Genomic DNA, 21,554 nt, shown 5'->3' on the forward strand with positions numbered 1-21,554 from the left:
TAAGCACGGGTCGGTGCCAGCGGTGGGGAAGCCGCTGGAACTGCCCGTGCCTGATGGATTGGGTTGCGATGACGTCTATGAACGGGCCGTCGGCGCGGGATTCGGCAAGCGGGAAGGCGGCGCGTGACGCCGACAAGACCGAAGGCCAACCGCCTCGAGCTCAATTTCTCACCGTTGCCGAGGTGGCAAGCCTGATGCGGGTCAGCAAGATGACCGTGTACCGCCTCGTGCACAACGGTGAGCTCCCCGCAGTCCGGGTGGGCCGCTCGTTCCGCGTGCACGCCAAGGCAGTCCACGACATGCTGGAGAGTTCGTACTTCGACGCCGGCTAGATGCTCTTCGCGCGAGCGCTCATCGCCGGCTAGATGCTCTTCGCGCGAGCGCTCATCGCCGGCTAGATGCTCCTCGCGCGAGCGGCCGGATTTCACCCGTGCTGGGCCGTCCGGGTAAGGTGACCGGTCGAGGCTGACATCGGCGTTGTTCGATGTCCGAAGGTTTTTCAAGACAACAGGTAGCGGAGTTCATGGGTTCTGTCATCAAGAAGCGGCGCAAGCGCATGTCGAAGAAGAAGCATCGCAAGCTGCTTCGTCGCACCCGGGTCCAGCGCAGAAAACTCGGCAAGTAGCCCGGCTTCCCGGTCGCTAGGCTGTCCCGATGGACTCTGAGGGCCGGTCCGGGGGACGTTCCGGGGGCAACCCCGACGGACCGGACGCACCGCACTACCCAAAGGTTGTCCTGGTGACCGGTGCCTGCCGGTTCCTCGGCGGCTACCTGACCGCGCGCCTGGCCCAGAACCCGCTGATCAACCATGTGATCGCGGTCGACGCGATCGCGCCGAGCAAAGACCTGCTCCGCAGGATGGGCCGTGCCGAGTTCGTGCGTGCCGACATCCGCAACCCGTTCATCGCCAAGGTCATCCGCAACGGCGACGTCGACACGGTGGTGCACGCCGCGGCCGCGTCCTACGCGCCCCGTTCCGGTGGCAGGGCGATGCTCAAGGAACTGAACGTCATGGGCGCGATCCAGCTGTTCGCGGCCTGCCAGAAGGCGCCGTCGGTGCGTCGCGTCATCCTCAAGTCGACGTCCGAGGTGTACGGCTCCAGCTCGAGGGACCCGGTGCTGTTCACCGAGAGCAGCAGCCGCCGCAGGCCACCAGGTGAGGGATTCGCCAGGGACAGCATCGACATCGAGGGCTACGCCCGCGGCCTGGGACGGCGCAGGCCCGACATCGCCGTCACGATCCTGCGGCTGGCCAACATGATCGGCCCGGCGATGGACACCGCACTGTCCCGGTACCTCGCCGGTCCCGTGGTGCCGACGGTCATCGGCCACGACCCGCGCCTGCAGTTGCTGCACGAGCAGGACGCGCTCGGTGCGCTCGAGCGCGCGACGGTGGCCGGCAAAGCCGGCACGTTCAATGTCGGGGCATCGGGGATCATCATGATGAGCCAGGCCATCCGCAGGTCGGGGCGGCTGGCTCTGCCGGTCCCGCGGTCGGCCTTGGTGGCGGTCGATTCGCTGTGGCGAGCCGCCCGCAACGCGGAACTGGACCGCGAGCAGCTCGACTACCTGAGCTACGGCCGCGTCATGGACACCACCAGGATGCGCACCGAGCTCGGATATCACCCGAAGTGGACGACCGCGGAGGCCTTCGACGATTACGTGCGCGGACGAGGTCTCACACCGATCGTCGACCCGCGCCTGATTCATTCGATTGAGGAACGTGCGGTGGCGGCGGCGCAGCGCTGGGGGCGCTAGACTTCACTACTTAGAGCAGGGTGGGGAGAGGAAACGACGGTGGCGGGCGAGTCAAAAGCGAAAGTCATTCCGCTGCACTCGAATTCGGGGCGCGGTGCGGCGCAGCGACGCGCGGCGGCGCAGCGCGTCGACAGTTCGCGCCGCCATCCCTCTCTGCTCACCGACCCGGACAACCGCGCATCCGCCGAACAGATCGCGGCAGTCGTGCGGGAAATCGACCAACATCGCGGTGCCGCGGCCGGGACGTCCGCCGACGATGCGACGCCCACCGAACTCGCCAGGCGCATCTCCTCCGTCGCCGACTTCATCCGCAAGCGGATGACGGGTGACTACACCGTCGACGAGTTCGGTTTCGATCCCCACCTCAACAACGCAATCATCCTGCCTTTGCTGAGAGTCTTCTTCAACTCCTGGTTCCGCGTCGAGGTCAGCGGCATCGAGAACCTGCCGGAGAGCGGTGCGGCGCTGGTGGTGGCCAACCATGCAGGCGTCCTGCCGTTCGACGGGATGATGACGTCGGTCGCCGTGCGGGACAAGCATCCCGCGCACCGGGATCTGCGATTGCTGGCCGCCGACATCGTGTTCGACATGCCGATGGTCGGCCAGGCCGCGCGCAAGGCCGGCCACACCATGGCATGCACCGACGACGCCCACCGCCTCCTGGCCGCAGGGGAGCTGACGGCCGTCTTCCCCGAGGGGTACAAGGGCCTGGGCAAGCACTTCAAGGACCGCTATAAGCTGCAGCGATTCGGTCGCGGCGGGTTCGTCTCTGCGGCGCTTCGGACGAAGGCGCCGATCGTGCCGTGCTCGATCGTCGGTTCCGAGGAGATCTACCCCATGGTCGCCGACGTCAAGCTGCTGGCGCGCCTGCTCGGGCTGCCGTACTTCCCGATCACGCCGCTGTTCCCGCTCGCGGGCCCGCTCGGAGTGGTGCCGCTGCCGTCGAAGTGGTACATCGAGTTCGGTGAGCCCATCGACACCAGCGACTACGACGAATCGGCCGCCGACGACCCGATGGTCACCTTCGAGTTGACCGACCAGGTGCGCGAGACCATTCAGCAGACGCTGTATCAGCTGCTGGCGAATCGCCGCAACATGTTCCTGGGGTAGCTGCCCCTACTTTTGCCCAGCAACGAATTTCGACAGGGCGTCAGCGTCGCGCTTCGCCGCGATCTTGCCGGTGATCTCGTCTGCTTCGTCGTCGTGGGCGGCCTCACCCATGACCGTGACGATGCTGGTGACGACCGGCTCGCCGTTGTCGTCGGTGACCTCGCCCCGGATCTCGGTGAGCACGGCGCCGTGTGACTCGGTCACCGAATCCAGGTAGGAGTCGAACCACAGCTTGTCGCCGTCCACGATCGGCCGGTGGAAGATCAACTTCTGATCGCGGTGCAGCACCCGCTCCATGTTGATCGGGAGGTCGAACTGGTTGAAGATCTCCTCCTGCACGCGCCGCCCGGCCACAGCCATGAACGTCAAGGACGCGACCAGGCCGTCGTACCCGTACTCCTGGGCCGCCTCTTCGGTGAAATGCGCGGGATGGTCGTCCTTGACGGCGCGGGCGAACTCGCGGATCTTCTCGCGGTCGACCTCGAAGTAGTCCGGATACCGGTAGTGGGTTCCGATGATGCTCTCAGCGATTCCCACGCGCGATCCCTTTCCGTTCGTCGGGTGGCGGCGCGAGCCTATCAGCGCCCCACCGGGATCCTCGCTAACCCTTGTCACGGCGGGACACCGCTGCCGCCAGCGCGCCCCCGACCGCGCCGAGCGCCAACGCCGACGGCACCCCGATGCGGGCCGCCTTGCGGGCGGTGCGGAAGTCCCGGATCTCCCAGCCCCGTTGCCGGGCCAGAGCCCGCAGGTCGGCATCCGGATTGATCGCCACCGCGGTGCCGACCAGCGACAGCATCGGAACGTCGTTGAAGCTGTCCGAATACGCGGTGCAGCGTCGCAGGTTCAGACCCTCGCGGATGGCCAGCGACCGAACCGCATGCGCCTTGCCGGTGCCGTGCAGGATGTCGCCGACCAGCCTGCCGGTGAAGACGCCGTCGATCGACTCCGCGACGGTCCCCAGCGCGCCGGTCAGCCCGAGCCGTCGCGCGATCGTCGCCGCCAGTTCGTACGGCGTCGCGGTGACCAGCCACACCTGCTGGCCCGCGTCCAGATGCATCTGGGCGAGCGCCCGGGTTCCCGGCCAGATCTTGGCGGCGATGATCTCGTCGTAGATGTCTTCGCCGAGCGCGACCAGTTCGGCCGTGGACCGGCCTTCGATGAAGGCCAGTGCCTTGCGGCGGCCCGCTGCCACGTCCCCGCTGCTCTCCCGCCCGGTGAGCTGGAACTTGACCTGGGCGAGCGCGAACCGGGCCAGGTCGGAGTAGGTGAAGTACTCGCGCGCGGCGAGGCCGCGAGCGAAGTGCACCAGCGAGGAGCCGTGCACCAGGGTGTTGTCGACGTCGAAGAACGCCGCCGCGGTCAGATCGGGTGGCGGTGGGGGAGGCGTCGCGGCGGGGCCCAGCTCCAGCAGGCCCTCCGAGGCGGCCTCGGCGCTGGCTTCCCCGGCGAGTTGCTGCTCCGGGCTGTCGAACCCGAACTCGCCCTCTCCGGTTCCGGACACGGTGACAACATTAGGACACCTGACGGGGATACTGGCCGGGTGGACCGGCAGGTGCAATTGCTCACGCGTGACGGATGCCCGATGTGTTCGGCCGCGGCGACGCGGCTGGCCGACCTGGCCCGCGAGCTGGGCTTCGGGTTGACGGTGACCGATGTGGACGCTTCCGCGGCCGCAGGCGATGCCGCCCTGCGGGCCGAGTTCGGTGACCGGCTGCCCGTGGTGTTGTTGGACGGCGCCGAGCACAGCTACTGGGAGGTCGACGAGGACAGGTTGCGGGCGGACCTCGCCCGGTGAACCCCACGGTCGCATCGCAGGGCAGGATGAACGAGCAAATTTGGTAGCCCAGCTGGTTAACGACTACCGTTGAGCGGGTGGTCAGCGTGGTGAGGGAGCCATGAGCGTATTGCTTTTCGGGGTCTCGCACCGCAGCGCGCCGGTGTCCGTCCTCGAGCAACTCAGCACGGATGAGTCCGATCAGGCCAAGATCGTCGACCAGGTGCTGCAGTCGTCGCTGGTGACAGAGGCCATGGTCCTGTCCACCTGCAATCGTGTCGAGGTCTACGCCGTCGTCGAGGCGTTCCACGGTGGCCTGTCGGTGATCGGGCAGGTGCTCTCCGAGCACTGCGGGATGTCACTGCAGGACCTCACCAGGTACGCCTATGTCCGTTACGCCGAAGCCGCCGTCGAGCATCTGTTCGCGGTGGCCAGCGGCCTGGACTCCGCGGTGATCGGCGAGCAGCAGGTCCTCGGCCAGGTTCGGCGGGCCTACTCCTCCGCCGAGGCCAACCACACCGTGGGTCGCACCCTGCACGAGCTGTCGCAACGGGCCCTTTCGGTGGGCAAGCGCGTGCACTCCGAGACCGGAATCGACGCTGCGGGCAACTCGGTGGTGTCCGTCGCGCTCGACATGGCCGAGGCGAAGGTCGGATCCCTGGCCGGCGGCCGCGCCGTCGTCGTCGGCGCAGGCTCGATGGGTGCCCTGGCGGCCAAGCAGCTGGTGCGCGCCGGCGTCGAGCGCATACACGTGGTGAACAGATCGCTGCCCCGAGCCAAGAGGCTCGCCGAGAACATCCGCGCGCACGGCATCACCGCTGACGCCTACCCGTTCGATCACCTGCCTCCGCTGCTCGCCGACGCCGACATCGTCGTCAGCTGTACCGGCGCCGTGCGGCCCGTGGTGTCGCTGGCCGATGTGCACCGCGGTCTGGCGCACGGCCAGGACTCCAAACAGCTGGTGATCTGCGACCTCGGGATGCCGCGCGATGTCGACTCCGCCGTCGCCGGGCTGCCCGGCGTCTACGTGATCGACATGGACCGTATCCAGCGGGAGCCGTCCGCACGCGCGGCCGCGTCCGACGCCGAGGCCGCCCGCGCGATCGTCGCCACCGAGGTCGCGAACTACCTGGCCGGGCAGCGGATGGCCGAGGTGACGCCGACCGTCACCGCGCTGCGTCAGCGCGCCGCCGACGTGGTCGAGGCCGAGTTGCTGAGGCTGGACAACCGGTTGCCGGGCCTGGACTCGACCCACCGCGACGAGGTCGCCAAGACCGTGCGCCGCGTCGTCGACAAGCTCCTGCACGCACCCACGGTGCGCGTGAAGCAGCTGGCCAGTGCGCCGGGCGGCGACAGCTACGCCGAGGCCCTGCGCGAGCTGTTCGAACTCGACCAGCAGGCGGTCGACGCGGTCGCCGCGGGCGAGCTGCCACTGGTCACCGGAGGCGAGTTGCCACCGGTCAGTGGAAACGGCGAATTCGATATGGCGACAACCGATCCCGAAAAGAACGAGTAACTCTCTCCCCGCAAGCGGGAGGTACCCCAAGCTCCATGAAAGCCACTAAGTGATCCGTATAGGGACCCGGGGTAGCCTCCTGGCGACAACCCAGGCCGGTTTTATCTGTGACGCATTGATCGACCGCGGCCATTCCGCCGAGCTGGTCATCGTGTCCACCGCGGGCGACCGCTCCGAGGCGCCGATCGCCGATATCGGCGTCGGGGTGTTCACCGCGGCGCTGCGTGAGGCCATCGCCGACGGCAGCGTCGACATGGCGGTGCACTCCTACAAAGATTTGCCGACCGCGACCGACCCACGCTTCGTGATCGCGGCGATCCCGGTGCGCGCGGACGCCCGCGACGCCCTGGTGGCCCGTGACGGACTCGTGCTCGGCGAGTTGCCGGCGGGGTCGACGATCGGGACATCGTCCCCGCGGAGGGCCGCACAGCTTAAGGCACTGGGTCTCGGTTTGGAAATCCGCCCCCTACGAGGCAACCTAGATACCAGGTTGAACAGGGTAAGCAGCGGTGATCTCGACGCCGTCGTCGTGGCCCGGGCGGGATTGGCCCGCATCGGTCGTCTCGACGCTGTCACCGAGACGCTGGAACCGGTACAGATGTTGCCGGCGCCGGCTCAGGGGGCTTTGGCAGTCGAGTGCCGTGCCGGTGACACGGCGCTTGCGGAACTGTTGGCGGAGCTGGACGACGCCGACACCCGGGCATCGGTCACCGCAGAGCGAGCCCTGCTGGCCGAACTGGAGGCGGGTTGCTCCGCACCGGTGGGCGCGATTGCAGAGGTGGTCGAGTCGATCGATGAGGACGGCCGAGTCTTCGAAGAGCTGTCGCTGCGCGGCTGCGTGGCGACGCTGGACGGATCCGATGTGATCCGTGCGTCCGGAATCGGGACACCCGGTCGGGCACGAGAGCTAGGGCTCTCGGTCGCCGCGGAGCTGTTCGAGCTGGGAGCACGCGATCTATTGGACGAAAGCGGGAGAGACAGATGACTCGCCAGATGAGCTTGCGAGGCCGCAAGGGCAAGCCCGGCCGCATCACGTTCGTCGGCTCAGGGCCCGGGGATCCGGGTCTGCTGACGACGCGTGCCCGCACCGTGTTGGCCAACGCCGCCTTGGTGTTCACCGATCCTGACGTGCCGGAAGCGGTGCTCGCCCTCGTGGGGTGTGAGCTGCCACCGCCGTCGGGACCGCTGCCGGACGTGGCCGCCAACGCCACGCCCGACGGCTCGGGCCAGGCCGACGACGCCAAACCGGCCGAGGCGCCGGACGCCACAGCGGTGATTCCCGGCGGCCCGGATATCCGGCCCGCCCTCGGCGACCCGGCCGAGGTCGCCAAGACGCTGGCCACCGAGGCCCGCACAGGTGTGGACGTCGTGCGACTGGTCGCAGGCGACCCGCTGTCGATCGACGCGGTGATCACCGAGGTGAACGCGCTGGCACGCACCCAGCTGACCTTCGAAATCGTGCCGGGACTGCCCGACACCACGGCCGTGCCCACCTATGCCGGACTGCCGCTTGGTTCGGCGCACACCGTCGCCGATGTGCGCGGTGACGTCGACTGGGCGGCGCTGGCCGCCGCACCGGGACCACTGATCCTGCACGCGACGGCGTCGCACCTGCCCGACGCGGCGCGCACCCTCATCGAGTACGGCCTGTCCGACTCCACGCCCACCGTGGTGACGGCCAACGGCACCACCTGCCAGCAGCGTTCGGTCGAGACGACACTGGCCGGACTGCTCGACAAGACCACGCTGGCGGGGGGAACCGAGCCCGCGGGCCCACTGGCCGGACCGCTGGTCGTCACGATCGGGCGTACCGTCGCCAACCGCGCGAAGCTGAACTGGTGGGAGAGTCGGGCCCTGTACGGGTGGACGGTGCTCGTGCCGCGCACCAAGGACCAGGCCGGCGAGATGAGCGATCGCCTCGTCGGACACGGCGCCCTGCCCATCGAGGTGCCGACGATCGCGGTCGAGCCGCCCCGTAGCCCGGCCCAGATGGAAAGGGCTGTCAAGGGTCTCGTGGACGGCCGCTTCCAGTGGGTGGTGTTCACCTCCACCAACGCGGTGCGCGCGGTCTGGGAGAAGTTCAACGAGTTCGGGCTCGACGCCCGCGCGTTCTCCGGTGTCAAGATCGCGTGCGTCGGTCAGGCCACCGCCGACCGGGTGCGTGCCTTCGGCATCAACCCCGAACTGGTGCCCACGGGTGAGCAGAGCTCGCTGGGCCTGCTCGACGAGTTCCCGCCGTACGACGACATTTTCGATCCGGTCAACCGGGTGTTGCTGCCGCGTGCCGACATCGCCACCGAGACACTGGCCGAGGGTCTTCGTGAACGCGGTTGGGAGATCGAGGATGTCACCGCGTACCGCACGGTGCGAGCGGCACCGCCGCCTGCGCACACCCGCGAGATGATCAAGACCGGTGGCTTCGACGCGGTGTGCTTCACCTCGAGTTCGACGGTGCGCAACCTCGTCGGTATCGCAGGCAAGCCGCACGCCCGCACCATCGTCGCCTGCATCGGGCCCAAGACCGCGGAAACCGCAGCGGAATTCGGCCTGCGCGTCGACGTGCAGCCGGAAGTGGCCGCGGTGGGTCCGCTGGTGGAGGCATTGGCCGAGCATGCCGCTCGGCTGCGTGCCGAGGGCGCACTGCCGCCGCCGCGGAAGAAGAGCCGCCGCCGCTAGGAACTCGCCGAAATTGCATTCCAGCAGGCCGGCACTCGAACTTTTGCTGCTGGAATGCAATTTCGCGGAAGGTAGATATGGCGTTTCCACGACACCGTCCTCGGAGGCTGCGCTCGACCCCGGCCATGCGCCGACTGGTCGCGCAGACCACCCTGGAGCCGAGGCACCTGGTCCTGCCGATGTTCGTCGCCGACGACATCGACGAACCGCGCCCCATCTCGTCCATGCCCGGGGTCGTGCAGCACACCCGCGACTCGCTGCGCCGTGCGGCCGCCGATGCGGTTGCCGCGGGTGTGGGCGGGTTGATGTTGTTCGGGGTGCCCAGCGATGAGCACAAGGATTCCGTCGGCTCTGCCGGCACCGATCCCGACGGCATCCTGAACGTCGCGCTGCGGGATCTCGCCAAGGACATCGGCGACGACACGGTGCTGATGGCCGACACCTGCCTCGACGAGTTCACCGACCACGGCCATTGCGGAATCGTCGACGGACGGGGCCGTGTCGATAACGATGCCACCAACCGTCGATACGTCGAACTGGCTGTGGCCCAAGCAGATTCGGGGGCACATGTGGTCGGGCCCAGCGGAATGATGGACGGTCAGGTCGCCGCCATCCGCGACGGACTCGACGACGCAGGGTTCACCGATACCGCGATCCTGGCCTATGCCGCGAAGTTCGCGTCGGGCTTCTACGGACCGTTCCGCGAGGCGGTGGCCTCCAGCCTGGAAGGCGATCGGCGGACCTATCAGCAAGATCCCGGCAACGCGCGCGAGGCCGTCCACGAGGTCGAACTCGACATCGACGAGGGCGCCGACATCGTGATGGTCAAGCCCGCGATGGCCTACCTCGACGTGGTGCGGGCCGCCGCTGACATCTGCCCGGTTCCGGTTGCCGCATACCAGGTTTCCGGTGAGTACTCGATGATCAGTGCCGCGGCAGCCAACGGCTGGATCGACCTGCGGACGGTGGCGCTGGAGACGCTGACCGGCATCCGGCGGGCCGGCGCCGACATCGTGCTGACGTACTGGGCGGCCGACGTGGCCCGCTGGCTGTCGTGACGGAATCGCACAAGCCCAGACCACCCGGGTCATCCCCCGCCCGGCCACCCGGGTCATCCCCCGCCCGGCCACCCGATGTCGACACCGGGTTCTGGTTGTGGGTGGTGGCGCTGCCACTGATGTCGGCCGGCTACGTCGTCGACCTTCTGACCGGACCCGCGCGGCCATCGGGCCCGGTCCTGGCGATTTCCGTCGTGTTCCTGGTGATCATCGCCGCGGTCGTGGCGACGTTCCTCGTCCTGATGCGACAGGGGTACCGCTGGGTGCGCACCGTGCTGACCGGCGGCGCGATCGCGTCGGTGGTGTTCTCGGCGACCGGTCTGTTCACCGCCGAACGGCACGCTGTCGCGGCATCGATGTACGCCGTCGCCGTGATCGTCGGTTCGGTGCTCATCGCGGGCGGGGTGTTCCTGCTGCACCGCAAGGATGCCCACGAGTTCTTCACCCGGTGAGCGCCGGCCGGCGGGGAGCGAAGCGACCGTGGGTTTTGGGCGCCGGCGGGCGGGGAGCGAAGCGACGTCGGGATGGCGCACAGTAGGCTGACCCGACGATGCCCGCCCCACTGCCCGTGCCGTCGCATCGGCCGCGTCTGGTCGACGTCGCGTTCTGGTGTTTCATCGCCGGCGCGGTGATCATGATCGTCGGCGGGCTGATGGCGTCCACCGCGTCCTTCGAGGCCGCCCGCGCGGCGATCAACCCGGATGTCGGCGATGACCAGGTGCGCAGCTATCTGACCGTGTATCGGGTCAGCGGTATGGGTGCGGTGGTGGCCGCGGGTGCGCTGGCGTTTCTCGCGGGCCGGGCGCGTCGCGGCGATGCCCGGTTCCGGCTCGCCGCGCTGGGAATGGCATTCGCGATCGTCGTGGTCGTGGGGCTTCTCGCGGCGGGCGTAGGTGTCGCGCAGCCGCTCATCTTGCTGTCGCTGCTGCCGGTGCTCGTCGGGGCGGTCCTGCTGACGTTGCCTGCGGCACGCACCTGGTACGAGTCGGAGGGGAGCCGATGATCGAGGACGGCGCGGACGCCGGCCAGGCCGAGACGCCCCACGAGGTGCTGTTCTACGAGCAGGGAGCCAGCTGGTTGTGGCTGCTGGCGGGCCCGGCGGCGGGTGTCGCGATGGCGCTGATCCAGTTGTCGGCCGGCTACGGCATCCAGTTGCTGGTGCCCGGCATCTTCTTCGTGCTCGTGTCGGGGTTCCTGGCGGTCCAGGTCAAGGCGGCCCGGATCCACACGTCGGTCGAGTTGACGACCCACAAGCTGCGCCAGGGCACCGAGACCACGCTGACCGACGAGATCGTGCGGGTCTATCCGGAAGCCACCGGTTCGGAGACCCCGAAGTGGCAGTACGCGCGCGCCCTGGGTGAACTGACCGGGGTGCCGCGCGGGCGCACCGGCATCGGCGTGCGGCTGACCAACGACCGCACCGCGCAGGCGTGGGCGCGCAAGCACAACCAGTTGCGGGCTGCGCTGACCAACCTGGTCGAGGAGCGCATCCCTCCGGAATCGGCGACATGACGCGGCGAGCGGCCGTGGAACTGCTACTGGCGGCGTGCGCCGCAGTGGGTTGCGTGCTGTGCTGGCTCGCGGCGCGTTCGGAGGTCGTCGTCGCGCCGGTGATCGAGGGTGAACCGGCGACGACCTCGCTGGAGTACTACCCGCCGCTGCTGACGCTGTCGCTGCTGCTGGCGACCGTGGCCGGGGTGCTCGTCGTGCTGGGCGCCTCCCGCCTGCGCCGCGCCTCGGCCGCCCCCGTCACCGCGAACGTGCATTCCATGTAGTGATCCGGGCTCTCTGACGACAAGGAATGCACGTTCGGCGCGCCCTTGTAACGTTCGCCACACCACTCTTGGTACAAAGTTCAAAATCTGTAACACTGTTGCGCATGACGGAGTTGGCGGATAAAGGCGGACACCTCGGCGGTGCTGAATCGGATGCCCTCCCGCTGGGGCCGCAATCGCTGGTCTGGCGGTATTTCGGCGACAACCGGATGTACCTGATCGGCCCCCGGCCCGCGGTGCTGCAGAACATGCTGGCCGAGCTCGGACAGGGTGTGTACGACCACTCGACGTTCTTCGCCGACACCGCCGAGCGCCTCAAGCGCACCATCCCGCCGATCTTCAATACCGTCTACGGATCCGACGAGGAGAACGCCGGCCTGCAGGTCCGCGACTTCCACCACCACGTGAAGGGCGACATGCCCGCCACCGAGGGCGCAGCGGCCGGCCGCTATCACGCGCTGGATCCGGACACCTACTTCTGGGCGCACGCGACGTTCGTCGAGCAGGTCTACTACTTCGCCGACACGTTCGTGAAGCGTCTGACCGACGCCGAGCGGGAGCAGATCTGGCTCGAGTCCAAGACGTGGTACCGCCGCTACGGGGTCAGCGACCGGCCGATGCCGGCGACCTACGCCGAATTCGAGCAGTACTGGAACCGCATGATGGACCAGGTCGTCGTCGCGCACCCCACCGCGAAGTACGGCGTCGGCTACGTCACCAAGGGCTTCCCGAAACCGAAGGCGGTGCATCCGCTGGTGTGGCGGCTGGCCGCACCCGCGTTCAACCCGCTTGCGGCGTTCCTCACCACCGGTGGCCTGCCGCCGCGGGCCCGCGACCTGCTACAGCTGCCGTGGACCGACAAGCAGGAACGCCGCTATCAGCGCTTCGCCGCGATGTGCCGCTCGCGGCCGGTGAACTGGATCTGGGATCATCTGCCGATGCGGGTGCGCTACAGCGGTTACGCGGTCAAGGGTTATGCCCGCGACGGCGTCTGACGCCACCGAGCACATCCTCGACGCGGCGGTCGTCGAGTTCGAGCGGCACGGCTTCCGCCGGGTCGCCCTCGAAGACGTCGCGCGCCGCGCCGGTGTCAGCCGCACCACCATCTACCGGCGATTCGCCAACAAGGACGAACTCGTCGGCGCGGTCATCGAGCGAGAGAACGTCGCGTTGTTCGCCGACATCGCCGCCGAGCTCAAACAGTCTGGGCCCCAGTCGAATTACTACGTCGAAGCCTTCACGCTGTCGATCGTCAAGTTCCGCAGGCACCGGGTGTTGCATCAGATGATCACCGACGAACCCGGTCTGGTGCTGGAACTGGCGGGCCGTTACCACCGCGCGGCGATCGAGCGCATGGCCGAGGCGTTGCGCATCATCTTCCCGCCCGGCTTCGCCGACCGCATCGGCCCCGACGCCGTCGACGAACTCGCTGACTGCATCCTGCGTTACGCCGCGATGGTGCTGTTACTGCCCAGTGCCCAGCCACTGGATACCGCCGACGACATCCGGGCGTTCGCGCGCCAGCATTTCCTTCCCAGCCTGCCCGCGGTGCTGCGCACCGTGCCCGCCTGACGGTGTTTCGCAGATCACACTTTCGGGCAGTTCTAAGGCCATGAGCGCGGAAGAGAAGACCGAACAGCGACAAACCGGTGACAAACAAAACGGTGGCAAACCGGACGTGACGATGGAGCGCGTCACTGAGACCCCGGAGCCTGCAGAAGAGCGTGCCACCGAGAAGCCCGAGATCACCGACGAGCACAAGGCGACGGCCAAGGAGATGGCCAAGTCCTACTCGGAAGACCTCCAGACGACGACGCTGCCGGGCAGCAGCGGCACCGTCTCGGGCACCGCGGTCACCGACTGGGTCGACGACGAGGACAAAGGCAAGATCGAGACCTCCGCCGACGAAGGCAACGTCGAATACCGCGAGACCGAGGAGTTCAAGAAGAAGCTCGAGGGTTGACGCCTCCGGTGTGCACGGCGGTGCACACCGCGGCCCGTCACTGCCTAGGCTGACTTCTCGTGACACCTCTCGACCAGATCGCGCCGGCCTTCGTCGGCATGGCGCACTCGATCGTCTGGGCGTCGGTGGCCACCGTCGACGCCGACAGCAAACCGCGCTCCCGCATCCTGCACCCGATCTGGGAATGGGACGGCACCGACCTGCTCGGCTGGATCGCGACGGTCCCGACGCCGATCAAACGGGCACATCTCGCCGTGCACCCCGACGTGTCGGTGAGCTACTGGAGCCCCAACCACGACACCTGCACCGCAGACTGCCTCGTCGAGTGGTACACCGACGACGAGACCCGCACTGCGGTGTGGGAGAAGTTCGCGACCGGTCCCGAGCCGGTCGGCTACGACCCGTACGTCATCCCGATGTGGAAAGACGGCCCCACCTCCGAGCAGTTCGCCGTGCTGCGGCTGGCGCCGTACCGGCTTCGCGTGATGCCGGGCACCGTGATGACCGCGGGCAGGGGCCAGGTACTGAACTGGCACGCACCATGACCGCCGACGAGGTCGCGGCCGCCGTCGACGTGGCGAGGCTGCCTCTCGCGCCGCGCAATCCCCTTCCGCTGCGTGAGCTGGTGAAGCTGGTCCGCCGACTCGACACCGGTCAGGAAGCGATCCGTGATGCCGGTGGTCCGGTCACCCGAATCCAGCTGGGACCCCGGAAACTGGTCCCGCCGATCGTCGCGGTGATGTCACCCGCTGGGATGCGGGATGTGTTGGGCCGCAACGACGCATCGTCGGATAGGTGCATCATCCACGAAGAGGTCCGGCAGATGGCCGGTGACAGCCTCTTCGTCCTGCCCAACGACCAGTGGCGACCGCGTAAGCGTGCTCTGCAGCCGGTGTTCACCAAATCGAGCGTGCGCGCCTTCGGTGGCCACATGTCAAGAGCAGCACAGGCTTTTGTCGACCGCTGGCCCGGCGGCGGAGACGTCGATCTCGATGTCGAGTGCCGCAGGATCGCCATGCAGTCGCTGGGGCGTTCGGTTCTAGGCATCGATCTCAACGAACGCGGTGAGACCATCGCCCGGTGCATGCATGTGGCGTCGTCCTACACCGCCGATCGCGCCCTGCGGCCGGTGCGCGCACCGCGCTGGCTGCCCACCCCGGCGCGGCGGCGGGCGCGGACAGCGGTCGGCGCCATGCGCACGATCACCGACGAGATGGTCAAGGCGTGCCGGGACGACCCGACGTGTGACGCTCCGCTGGTGCAGGCGCTGATCGCGGCAACCGATCCGCAGACGGGGCGTCCGCTGTCCGACCACGAGATCTCCAACGACCTGCTGATCTTCATGCTGGCCGGCCACGACACCACCGCGACGGCGCTGACGTACGCGCTGTGGGTGCTGGGGCACCATCCCGGCGTTCAGGATCGGGTCGCGGCGGAGGCTGCCGCGATCGGTGATCGGGAGCTGACACCCGACGACGTGCCCCGCCTCGGGTACACCCTCCAGGTGCTGCACGAGGCCGTGCGGCTGTGCCCGCCCGCCGCCGGCGTCGCCCGGCTTGTGACGCGTGACATCGCGGTGGACGGCTACCGCGTGGAGGCCGGCAGTCTGGTCGCCCTCGGGCTGTATGCGCTGCACCACGACCCCGGTCTGTGGCCGGACCCGATGGTCTTCGACCCCGACAGGTTCAGTCCAGAGAACGTCAAGGCCCGCGACCGGTGGCAGTTCCTGCCGTTCCTCGGTGGGGGACGTCCCTGCATCGGGGAACACTTCGCCCGGCTGGAGACCACCCTGGCGATGGCGACCATCGTGCGGGCGGTGCGAATCCGGTCGTCGGGCGCCGAGTTTCCCGTCGAAGTGCCGTTCACGACCGTCGCCAAGGGGCCGATCATGGCCCGTGTCGACGTCCGCGGCTGACCTCAGGCCCGCGTGAACACCACCGCCTGCTCGAACGGCAGCACCGCGAACAGCGGCCGCATCAGGCCCGTCACCGACGCTGCCGCGTCGGCCTTGGACATCACCCGTGGATCAGTGACCTGGAACGATTTGCCGTAGCGGCGCATGGTGCCGCCACCGGCGGCGGTGACGTTCTTCAGCCAGTCGCGGTCCGGTCCGTAGGTGAGCAGGACCGCCACCCCGTCGCGGGTGCTGAAGACGGTCAGCGGTGTCCGGTAGCGCTTACCGGAACGGCGGCCGACGTGCTCGAGGATGCCCATCGACGGTGCCCAGCCGGCCCACATCCGTTGGATCGGGTTGGTGACATGGCGGTTGAACCGCGCCAGCCACTGCGGCAGCTGCATGGCGCCATCATCCGCCTGTCCCGGCGAGCAGGGAAGGGGAATGCCGGGATGCGTCAGGGACGCTGGTCGGCCGGATCGGGCAGGTGCCGGTGGGCGAGGGGCACTAAGACCCTTCCGGCAGGCGACCCGCGGTGGTGAGAATGGAAAACGCAAGCCTGAAACAACGCAACCGTCCATTCCTCGTGCGATGACACCGTCGAGCGGGACAGTGCAGAGCACAACACTCATGGAGGTCCAGATGTCCCGGAGCGCCGGAGAACGCTACGAATGCAACGAGTGCGGAGCGGTGCTCGTCTACGAGAAACCTTGTCCGTGCCCGCCTGAGATGGATCACCGTGAGATCTGCTGCGGGAAACAGATGACGCAGGCCGCGGGGTAGCAATCCGCCTATCCGCCGCGCCGCCCGATCGGGGAGTGGCCCTGCCGGGTTGACCGTGGCGTGATGGTTCCGGGGTGTCGGCGGTGAGTCGTACGCTCTGCCGGGGTCGCGAGGAAAGCACATGGGACGCAACACGAGTCCGATACTCCGCGCGATCCTCGTTCTCCTCGCGGCGTTGCTTGTCATCACACCGCTGGCCGCACCCGTGGTGTCGCGCGCGGCACCACGCGATGAGGTCACGCTGTATTTCTTCTGGGGAGAAGGCTGCCCGCATTGCGCGGCCGCGAAGCCGGTGCTCGCGGAGCTTGACACCCGATACCCCCAGCTCGAGGTGCGCTCCTTCGAGGTGTGGAACAGTGCCGAGAACCAGCGCCTGTTCGCAGGCATGGCCGCGAAGTTCGGGATCGAGCCCACCGGGGTGCCCACGTTCTTCCTGGGGCAGAAGTATTGGGTCGGCTACCTCGAGTCGATGACCCCGCACCAACTCGAGGACGCGATCCTGCAGTGTCTGGCCAGCGGCTGCCAGGACGCCGGCGCGGGTGTATTGACCCCCGCGGACGAAGCCCCGTCTGGCATCTCACCAACCCCTGAAGCGCCGGGTCCCGGCCAGGACGTCGTCGACCTGCCGATCTTCGGTGAGATCGACGCCGGCAGTCAGTCGCTGGCACTGAGCACTCTGCTGATCGCCATCGTCGACGGGTTCAATCCCTGCTCGCTCTGGGTGTTGTCGGTACTGCTGGCGCTCACGCTGCGCACCGGCTCCCGGCGCGCGATCGCCGTCATCGGGTTGACGTTCATCTTCGTGACCGCACTGGTGTACGCGCTGTTCATCGCCGGACTGTTCTCGATCTTCTCGGTAGTGAGTTCCGCACCCTGGATCCGCGTCGTTGTCGCCCTGATCGCCGCGGGCTTCGCCGCGATCAACATCAAGGACTTCTTCTGGTTCAAACAGGGTGTGTCGTTGACGATCCCGGAGGCCAGCAAGCCGGGCATCTACCAGCGGATGCGCGGTGTCCTCGCCCTCGCCGACTCGATGCCGGCACTGGTGGCGGCCACGGCGGTGCTGGCGGCCGGAGTGTCGTTCGTCGAACTTGCATGCACGGCCGGATTTCCGGTCCTGTGGACGAACATCGTCGCGGCCAGGGATGTCACTCCAGCCGTCTTCGCCCTGTTGCTCGGCCTCTACATGCTGGTATATCAGCTCGACGAGCTGGTGATCTTCGGCGTAGCGGTCGTGACCATGCGGGCCACCAAACTTCAAGAGAAACAGGGCCGCCTGCTGAAGCTGGTCGGCGGCATGCTGATGCTGAGCCTGGCGATCGTGATGCTGGTCGACCCATCGCTGATGAACAACGTCGCGACCTCACTGCTCGTGTTCGCCGCGGCGGGCGCGGCGACCCTGCTGGTCCTGCTCATCCAGCGCATTGTGCTGTCCCGGCTGGCCGTTGGGGTCGGCACCACCGACCACACGTCTGATCGCGCGAAGCGTTGAGTGACCCTGTTGAGCGGGCGCAGGTGTGCCGGCGGCGTCATGCCACCAATGCGATGGTCCAGAGCAGCGCAAGCCCGCCCGCGAAACTCGCGGTGTGCACGATCTTCTGCTGCCGGCCTGGGGAGGTGGTGATCTCCGGCAGCAGATCGGCCAGCGCGATGTAGATGAAGTTGCCGGCGGCGAACGGCACCAGCACCGCGACGTCGACCCGACCGGCGAAACCGTAGGCGAGCAGTCCTCCGAGCGGGAACGTCAACGCCGAGGCGGCGTTGTAGAGCAACGCGTGGCGGGTACTCCAGCCGCTGTGCACGAGAATGCCGAAATCACCAAGCTCTTGGGGGATCTCGTGAGCCGCGGCGACCACCCAGGTCACGATGCCCAGACGGATATCGACAATGAACGCGCTGCCGACCGCCACCCCGCCGATGAGGTTGTGTAGTCCGTCCGCCGCGAGGATCAGGTAGCCGAGGGGGCGGTGCTCACCGATCGGGCGATGGCAGTGATGCCAGTGCAGGAACTGCTCGAGCACATGAAAGGACAGGATTCCAGCCGCGACCCACGCATAGACCGACAAATGATTGCCGATCACCGCGATCGATTCGGGCAGCATGTGAAAGAGCGCCCCGCCGATCAGCGCACCCGCCGCCAGCGCCACCAAAGGCATGACCACGCGCGAGAACAGCCGTTCCGGTATGAGCAGGGCGCCGCTGCCAACCAGGGCCAACGCGCTCATGGCCAGCCCGGCGAGCACTATCCAGCCCAGCACCGACATGGCGAGACCCTATCGGCTCGGCCTGTCCGTCCGGCCCGTTGCGACCGCCCCCGGTACCGTCGCCGCCCGCCGTCATCGGCCCGGACGACCGGCTAGCAGGGAAGGGGAATGCCGGTGAACATGTCGCGGCCGCAGAAGCCCGGCGCCGGGGGTCCGGGAGGAAGGCCTTCGATGAACAGCGTCGTCGGAGCGTTGAGGTCGTACTTGTGAGCCCAGAAGTACTCGTGGCAGACGTTCATGTCCCAGTTCGGCATCCCGGTGAACAGGTAGTCGCCCGGGCACCAGGTGTCGGCGTGGGCGGTGCCGGTGCCCGGGCTCAGGCCGGCCACGCCGGCCAATCCCAGACCGCCTGATACCACGACGGCCGCGGCAAACCGCGAGATTCGGTTCATGATGGATCCCTTCGAGAGGCTGCGCTTTGTCCGCGCTGTCGATGTGACCAGCACAGACCCCGCAGGCGGCTACCGATCCCAACTTCTGTCGGGTTGATGGCGATGCTCCCCCCCTGGAGGGCGGTCCCGGCCGGAGTCTTCGACTACCTCAGTCGTGCCGGTGCCACGAAACGAATCGCGCCGGCCATTGCGGCAGCCGCCCGGTGGCGACCAGACTCTAGGCGTGGCCTATCTCAAGCCCCCGTGGTTCGTGGCGAAGGTGTTCAACAGGTTCGCCATGGCCACCGGCGTCGGCAACAGCGAGACACTGACCGTGACGAAGCGCGGTAGCAGGCAACCACAGCGCATCCCGGTCGTGGTCCCGGAGGTCGACGGCGTCAAGTACCTGGTGTCCACCCGCGGTGAGTCGCAGTGGGTGAAGAACGTGCGCGCCGATCCGCACGTGACGGTCGGTTCGGCGAACTACCTCGCCAGGGAGGTGCCGGTGGACCAGCGGGCGCCCATTCTTGCTGCGTACAAGCCCAAGGCCGGACGGGTCGTCGAAGGCTACTGGCGGCACCTCCCCGACGACGGCGATCACCCTGTGTTCGCGCTCACCCCGGCACCGTGACCACTACACCCTGTAGTTGACGCTTTCGGTCCTGCTGGGACACTGGTCGGCATGAGCAGTACCGACCTGTCCGCGAAGTTGTTCGCCGACGCGTGTTCCGTGATCCCCGGCGGGGTGAACTCGCCGGTGCGGGCGTTCTCCTCCGTCGGCGGCACCCCGCGGTTCATCACCGCGGCCTCGGGCTGCCAACTCACCGACGCCGACGGCAACCGCTACGTCGACCTGGTGTGCTCGTGGGGGCCGATGATCCTGGGCCACGCGCACCCCGCGGTCGTCGAGGCGGTGCAGCGGGCGGCCGCCGACGGGCTGTCGTTCGGTGCGCCGACACCGTCGGAGTCCGAGCTCGCCCGTGAGATCATCGGCCGGGTCGCGCCGGTCGAGTTGCTGCGGCTGGTCAACTCGGGCACCGAGGCCACCATGAGCGCCATCCGGCTGGCCCGCGGGTACACCGGCCGGGCGAAGATCGTCAAGTTCTCGGGCTGCTACCACGGGCACAGCGATGCCCTGCTCGCCGACGCCGGTTCAGGGGTGGCGACGCTGGGGCTGCCGTCCTCTCCTGGGGTGACGGGTGCCGCTGCGGCGGACACGATCGTGTTGCCGTACAACAACATTCCCGCGCTGGAGGACGTGTTCGCACGCTTCGGCGACGAAATCGCCTGTGTAATCACCGAAGCCAGCCCGGGCAACATGGGTGTGGTGCCGCCGTTGCCGGGTTTCAACGCCGCCCTGCGCCGGATCACCGCCGCGCACGGTGCGCTGCTGATCGTCGACGAGGTGATGACGGGCTTCCGGGTCAGTCGATCCGGTTGGTACGGGCTGGATCCGGTGGACGCCGACCTGTTCACGTTCGGCAAGGTGATGAGCGGCGGGCTGCCCGCCGCGGCGTTCGGCGGTAAGGCCGAGGTGATGAACAGGCTCGCTCCGCTGGGGCCGGTCTACCAGGCGGGCACGCTGTCGGGGAACCCGGTGGCGATGGCGGCCGGGTTGGCCACGCTGCGCGCCGCCGACGACGCCGCCTACGCAGCCCTCGACGGCAATGCCGACCGGCTGGTCGCACTGATAGGCGGCGCGTTGACCGACGCCGGTGTCGCACATCAGATTCCGCGAGCCGGGAACATGTTCAGCGTGTTCTTCGGCGACGAGCCGGTGACGGACTTCGCCGCGGCGCGGGCCACCGAGACGTGGCGCTTCCCGGCCTTCTTCCACGCCCTGCTCGACGCGGGGGTGTACCCGCCGCCCAGCGCGTACGAGGCCTGGTTCGTCTCGACGGCCCTCGACGACGACGCGTTCGAGCGCATCGCTGCCGCACTGCCCGGCGCGGCGCGGGCCGCGGCGCAGGCCTCGGAGCCGGCATGACCGCCGACACGACCATCGTGCACGTGATGCGGCACGGCGAGGTGCACAACCCGGACAAGATCCTCTACGGCCGACTGCCGGACTACCACCTGTCCGAACGGGGACAGGCGCAGGCCCAGGCAGTGGCCGACTGGCTGGCCCGGCGTGACATCAGCTACGTGGTCGCCTCACCGCTGGAACGCGCCCAGGAGACCGCGGCACCCATCGCCGCCAGGCACGGCCTGTCCGTCAGCACCGACGACGAGCTGATCGAGTCGACCAACGTCTTTCAGGGAGAACGGGTTTCGCCCGGCGACGGGGCACTGCGCGACCCGCGCAACTGGTGGCACCTGCGCAACCCCCGCACCCCGTCGTGGGGTGAGCCGTACTCCGAGATCGCGGCTCGGATGAGGCGGGCCCTGCACCGCGCCAGGGTCGACGCCACCGGCCGGGAAGGGGTGTGCGTCAGCCACCAGTTGCCCGTCGAGACGCTGCGCCGCGCCATGACCGGCAGACCGCTGCACCACTTTCCCACCAAGCGGATGTGCAACCTGGCCTCGGTCACATCGTTCTACTTCCACGACGACGTCTGCGTGGGCTGGGGGTATGCGGAGTTGGCCGGGCAGTGAAACTCTCGGTGCAT

27 protein-coding genes are annotated in these 21,554 nt (G+C 68.1%); 22 read left to right on the plus strand and 5 right to left on the minus strand.

Annotation, left to right across the window (positions count from 1 at the left end):
• The first annotated feature begins 68 nt into the window (after window positions 1–68).
• The 4 genes from H7I57_RS09280 to H7I57_RS09295 all read left to right on the plus strand — a co-directional run bounded on the left by H7I57_RS09280 (window position 69) and on the right by H7I57_RS09295 (window position 2,868).
• Complete coding sequence (locus H7I57_RS09280) at window positions 69–332, plus strand: helix-turn-helix domain-containing protein (protein WP_264023138.1); 264 nt, start codon at window positions 69–71, stop codon at window positions 330–332.
• 191 nt (window positions 333–523) lie between these two features.
• Window positions 524–625, plus strand: coding sequence for a 30S ribosomal protein bS22 (locus H7I57_RS09285; protein ID WP_003402602.1), 102 nt, complete (start codon window positions 524–526; stop codon window positions 623–625).
• A 29-nt stretch (window positions 626–654) separates the two neighbouring features.
• The gene (locus H7I57_RS09290; RefSeq protein ID WP_264023139.1) at window positions 655–1,758 is read left to right on the plus strand and encodes an SDR family oxidoreductase; all 1,104 of its coding nucleotides are present in this window, start codon (window positions 655–657) and stop codon (window positions 1,756–1,758) included.
• 39 nt (window positions 1,759–1,797) lie between these two features.
• A complete protein-coding gene (locus tag H7I57_RS09295) occupies window positions 1,798–2,868 on the plus strand; it encodes a lysophospholipid acyltransferase family protein (protein ID WP_264023141.1) in 1,071 nt (356 codons plus the stop codon).
• A gap of 6 nt (window positions 2,869–2,874) precedes the next feature.
• Here the strand turns inward: H7I57_RS09295 and H7I57_RS09300 are convergent, their stop codons facing one another.
• Window positions 2,875–3,405, minus strand: a complete 531-nt coding sequence (locus H7I57_RS09300; protein ID WP_264023142.1) for an FAS1-like dehydratase domain-containing protein — start codon at window positions 3,403–3,405, stop codon at window positions 2,875–2,877.
• A 64-nt stretch (window positions 3,406–3,469) separates the two neighbouring features.
• A complete protein-coding gene (locus H7I57_RS09305; RefSeq protein WP_264023143.1) occupies window positions 3,470–4,372 on the minus strand; it encodes an HAD family hydrolase in 903 nt (300 codons plus the stop codon).
• A 39-nt stretch (window positions 4,373–4,411) separates the two neighbouring features.
• Between H7I57_RS09305 and H7I57_RS09310 the strand changes: the two genes are divergently transcribed.
• The 14 genes from H7I57_RS09310 to H7I57_RS09375 all read left to right on the plus strand — a co-directional run bounded on the left by H7I57_RS09310 (window position 4,412) and on the right by H7I57_RS09375 (window position 15,548).
• Window positions 4,412–4,666, plus strand: a complete 255-nt coding sequence (locus H7I57_RS09310) for a glutaredoxin family protein (RefSeq protein WP_264023145.1) — start codon at window positions 4,412–4,414, stop codon at window positions 4,664–4,666.
• A 100-nt stretch (window positions 4,667–4,766) separates the two neighbouring features.
• Complete coding sequence (locus tag H7I57_RS09315; RefSeq protein WP_264023146.1) at window positions 4,767–6,161, plus strand: glutamyl-tRNA reductase; 1,395 nt, start codon at window positions 4,767–4,769, stop codon at window positions 6,159–6,161.
• A gap of 49 nt (window positions 6,162–6,210) precedes the next feature.
• The gene (hemC, locus tag H7I57_RS09320) at window positions 6,211–7,146 is read left to right on the plus strand and encodes a hydroxymethylbilane synthase (protein WP_264023147.1); all 936 of its coding nucleotides are present in this window, start codon (window positions 6,211–6,213) and stop codon (window positions 7,144–7,146) included.
• An 8-nt stretch (window positions 7,147–7,154) separates the two neighbouring features.
• Window positions 7,155–8,837, plus strand: a complete 1,683-nt coding sequence (locus H7I57_RS09325) for a bifunctional uroporphyrinogen-III C-methyltransferase/uroporphyrinogen-III synthase (protein ID WP_264023148.1) — start codon at window positions 7,155–7,157, stop codon at window positions 8,835–8,837.
• Between the two features lie 77 nt (window positions 8,838–8,914).
• The gene (hemB, locus tag H7I57_RS09330) at window positions 8,915–9,895 is read left to right on the plus strand and encodes a porphobilinogen synthase (RefSeq protein ID WP_264023149.1); all 981 of its coding nucleotides are present in this window, start codon (window positions 8,915–8,917) and stop codon (window positions 9,893–9,895) included.
• Window positions 9,892–10,347, plus strand: a complete 456-nt coding sequence (locus H7I57_RS09335; RefSeq protein ID WP_264023151.1) for a hypothetical protein — start codon at window positions 9,892–9,894, stop codon at window positions 10,345–10,347. Before hemB ends, H7I57_RS09335 begins: the two co-directional genes overlap by 4 nt.
• Before the next feature lie 98 nt (window positions 10,348–10,445).
• The gene (locus H7I57_RS09340; protein ID WP_264023153.1) at window positions 10,446–10,898 is read left to right on the plus strand and encodes a hypothetical protein; all 453 of its coding nucleotides are present in this window, start codon (window positions 10,446–10,448) and stop codon (window positions 10,896–10,898) included.
• On the plus strand, window positions 10,895–11,407 hold the full coding sequence (mce1N, locus tag H7I57_RS09345) for a transport-regulating membrane protein Mce1N (protein WP_264023154.1): 513 nt from the start codon (window positions 10,895–10,897) through the stop codon (window positions 11,405–11,407). Before H7I57_RS09340 ends, mce1N begins: the two co-directional genes overlap by 4 nt.
• Entirely contained in the window at window positions 11,404–11,670 is a 267-nt protein-coding gene (locus H7I57_RS09350; protein WP_264023155.1) for a hypothetical protein, read from the plus strand. Before mce1N ends, H7I57_RS09350 begins: the two co-directional genes overlap by 4 nt.
• Before the next feature lie 104 nt (window positions 11,671–11,774).
• Window positions 11,775–12,665, plus strand: a complete 891-nt coding sequence (locus H7I57_RS09355; RefSeq protein ID WP_264023156.1) for an oxygenase MpaB family protein — start codon at window positions 11,775–11,777, stop codon at window positions 12,663–12,665.
• Complete coding sequence (locus tag H7I57_RS09360) at window positions 12,646–13,242, plus strand: TetR/AcrR family transcriptional regulator (protein WP_264023157.1); 597 nt, start codon at window positions 12,646–12,648, stop codon at window positions 13,240–13,242. Before H7I57_RS09355 ends, H7I57_RS09360 begins: the two co-directional genes overlap by 20 nt.
• A gap of 40 nt (window positions 13,243–13,282) precedes the next feature.
• Window positions 13,283–13,633 carry a hypothetical protein gene (locus H7I57_RS09365; RefSeq protein ID WP_264023158.1) on the plus strand — a complete coding sequence of 117 codons (351 nt, stop codon included), beginning with the start codon at window positions 13,283–13,285 and terminating at the stop codon, window positions 13,631–13,633.
• A 98-nt stretch (window positions 13,634–13,731) separates the two neighbouring features.
• Window positions 13,732–14,178 (plus strand): pyridoxamine 5'-phosphate oxidase family protein, encoded by a 447-nt coding sequence (locus H7I57_RS09370; RefSeq protein WP_275081089.1) that lies wholly within the window; start codon window positions 13,732–13,734, stop codon window positions 14,176–14,178.
• The gene (locus H7I57_RS09375; RefSeq protein ID WP_264023160.1) at window positions 14,175–15,548 is read left to right on the plus strand and encodes a cytochrome P450; all 1,374 of its coding nucleotides are present in this window, start codon (window positions 14,175–14,177) and stop codon (window positions 15,546–15,548) included. Before H7I57_RS09370 ends, H7I57_RS09375 begins: the two co-directional genes overlap by 4 nt.
• A gap of 2 nt (window positions 15,549–15,550) precedes the next feature.
• Here H7I57_RS09375 and H7I57_RS09380 read toward each other — a convergent pair whose 3' ends face one another.
• Complete coding sequence (locus H7I57_RS09380) at window positions 15,551–15,931, minus strand: nitroreductase family deazaflavin-dependent oxidoreductase (protein ID WP_264023161.1); 381 nt, start codon at window positions 15,929–15,931, stop codon at window positions 15,551–15,553.
• Between the two features lie 500 nt (window positions 15,932–16,431).
• Here H7I57_RS09380 and H7I57_RS09385 point away from each other — a divergent pair, with 500 nt between their 5' ends.
• On the plus strand, window positions 16,432–17,802 hold the full coding sequence (locus H7I57_RS09385) for a thioredoxin family protein (protein WP_264023163.1): 1,371 nt from the start codon (window positions 16,432–16,434) through the stop codon (window positions 17,800–17,802).
• A 37-nt stretch (window positions 17,803–17,839) separates the two neighbouring features.
• Here the strand turns inward: H7I57_RS09385 and H7I57_RS09390 are convergent, their stop codons facing one another.
• Complete coding sequence (locus H7I57_RS09390) at window positions 17,840–18,574, minus strand: ZIP family metal transporter (RefSeq protein WP_264023164.1); 735 nt, start codon at window positions 18,572–18,574, stop codon at window positions 17,840–17,842.
• 92 nt (window positions 18,575–18,666) lie between these two features.
• On the minus strand, window positions 18,667–18,966 hold the full coding sequence (locus H7I57_RS09395) for a hypothetical protein (protein WP_264023165.1): 300 nt from the start codon (window positions 18,964–18,966) through the stop codon (window positions 18,667–18,669).
• A gap of 223 nt (window positions 18,967–19,189) precedes the next feature.
• Here H7I57_RS09395 and H7I57_RS09400 point away from each other — a divergent pair, with 223 nt between their 5' ends.
• From H7I57_RS09400 to H7I57_RS09410, 3 genes are read left to right on the plus strand one after another with little or no spacing between them, the layout of a single operon-like run.
• Window positions 19,190–19,576 (plus strand): nitroreductase/quinone reductase family protein, encoded by a 387-nt coding sequence (locus H7I57_RS09400; RefSeq protein ID WP_264023166.1) that lies wholly within the window; start codon window positions 19,190–19,192, stop codon window positions 19,574–19,576.
• Window positions 19,577–19,627: 51 nt separating this feature from the next.
• Window positions 19,628–20,932 (plus strand): glutamate-1-semialdehyde 2,1-aminomutase, encoded by a 1,305-nt coding sequence (hemL, locus tag H7I57_RS09405; protein WP_264023167.1) that lies wholly within the window; start codon window positions 19,628–19,630, stop codon window positions 20,930–20,932.
• Window positions 20,929–21,540, plus strand: coding sequence for a histidine phosphatase family protein (locus H7I57_RS09410; RefSeq protein ID WP_264023168.1), 612 nt, complete (start codon window positions 20,929–20,931; stop codon window positions 21,538–21,540). Before hemL ends, H7I57_RS09410 begins: the two co-directional genes overlap by 4 nt.
• The last annotated feature ends 14 nt before the right edge of the window (window positions 21,541–21,554 follow it).

The sequence above is a fragment of the Mycolicibacterium pyrenivorans genome, from assembly GCF_025821625.1.
Lineage (GTDB): Bacteria > Actinomycetota > Actinomycetes > Mycobacteriales > Mycobacteriaceae > Mycobacterium > Mycobacterium pyrenivorans.

What these genes read in the sequence shown, in the direction of transcription:
- H7I57_RS09280 (WP_264023138.1), top strand. Translation starts at nt 69, where the DNA reads ATGACGTCTATGAACGGGCCGTCGGCGCGGGATTCGGCAAGCGGGAAG.
- H7I57_RS09315 (WP_264023146.1), top strand. Translation starts at nt 4,767, where the DNA reads ATGAGCGTATTGCTTTTCGGGGTCTCGCACCGCAGCGCGCCGGTGTCC.
- H7I57_RS09385 (WP_264023163.1), top strand. Translation starts at nt 16,432, where the DNA reads ATGGGACGCAACACGAGTCCGATACTCCGCGCGATCCTCGTTCTCCTC.
- H7I57_RS09410 (WP_264023168.1), top strand. Translation starts at nt 20,929, where the DNA reads ATGACCGCCGACACGACCATCGTGCACGTGATGCGGCACGGCGAGGTG.
- hemB (WP_264023149.1), top strand. Translation starts at nt 8,915, where the DNA reads ATGGCGTTTCCACGACACCGTCCTCGGAGGCTGCGCTCGACCCCGGCC.
- H7I57_RS09325 (WP_264023148.1), top strand. Translation starts at nt 7,155, where the DNA reads ATGAGCTTGCGAGGCCGCAAGGGCAAGCCCGGCCGCATCACGTTCGTC.
- H7I57_RS09380 (WP_264023161.1), bottom strand. Translation starts at nt 15,931, where the DNA reads ATGCAGCTGCCGCAGTGGCTGGCGCGGTTCAACCGCCATGTCACCAAC.
- H7I57_RS09355 (WP_264023156.1), top strand. Translation starts at nt 11,775, where the DNA reads ATGACGGAGTTGGCGGATAAAGGCGGACACCTCGGCGGTGCTGAATCG.
- H7I57_RS09390 (WP_264023164.1), bottom strand. Translation starts at nt 18,574, where the DNA reads ATGTCGGTGCTGGGCTGGATAGTGCTCGCCGGGCTGGCCATGAGCGCG.
- H7I57_RS09340 (WP_264023153.1), top strand. Translation starts at nt 10,446, where the DNA reads ATGCCCGCCCCACTGCCCGTGCCGTCGCATCGGCCGCGTCTGGTCGAC.
- H7I57_RS09290 (WP_264023139.1), top strand. Translation starts at nt 655, where the DNA reads ATGGACTCTGAGGGCCGGTCCGGGGGACGTTCCGGGGGCAACCCCGAC.
- H7I57_RS09350 (WP_264023155.1), top strand. Translation starts at nt 11,404, where the DNA reads ATGACGCGGCGAGCGGCCGTGGAACTGCTACTGGCGGCGTGCGCCGCA.
- H7I57_RS09285 (WP_003402602.1), top strand. Translation starts at nt 524, where the DNA reads ATGGGTTCTGTCATCAAGAAGCGGCGCAAGCGCATGTCGAAGAAGAAG.
- H7I57_RS09370 (WP_275081089.1), top strand. Translation starts at nt 13,732, where the DNA reads ATGGCGCACTCGATCGTCTGGGCGTCGGTGGCCACCGTCGACGCCGAC.
- H7I57_RS09395 (WP_264023165.1), bottom strand. Translation starts at nt 18,966, where the DNA reads ATGAACCGAATCTCGCGGTTTGCCGCGGCCGTCGTGGTATCAGGCGGT.
- hemL (WP_264023167.1), top strand. Translation starts at nt 19,628, where the DNA reads ATGAGCAGTACCGACCTGTCCGCGAAGTTGTTCGCCGACGCGTGTTCC.
- mce1N (WP_264023154.1), top strand. Translation starts at nt 10,895, where the DNA reads ATGATCGAGGACGGCGCGGACGCCGGCCAGGCCGAGACGCCCCACGAG.
- H7I57_RS09375 (WP_264023160.1), top strand. Translation starts at nt 14,175, where the DNA reads ATGACCGCCGACGAGGTCGCGGCCGCCGTCGACGTGGCGAGGCTGCCT.
- H7I57_RS09360 (WP_264023157.1), top strand. Translation starts at nt 12,646, where the DNA reads ATGCCCGCGACGGCGTCTGACGCCACCGAGCACATCCTCGACGCGGCG.
- H7I57_RS09365 (WP_264023158.1), top strand. Translation starts at nt 13,283, where the DNA reads ATGAGCGCGGAAGAGAAGACCGAACAGCGACAAACCGGTGACAAACAA.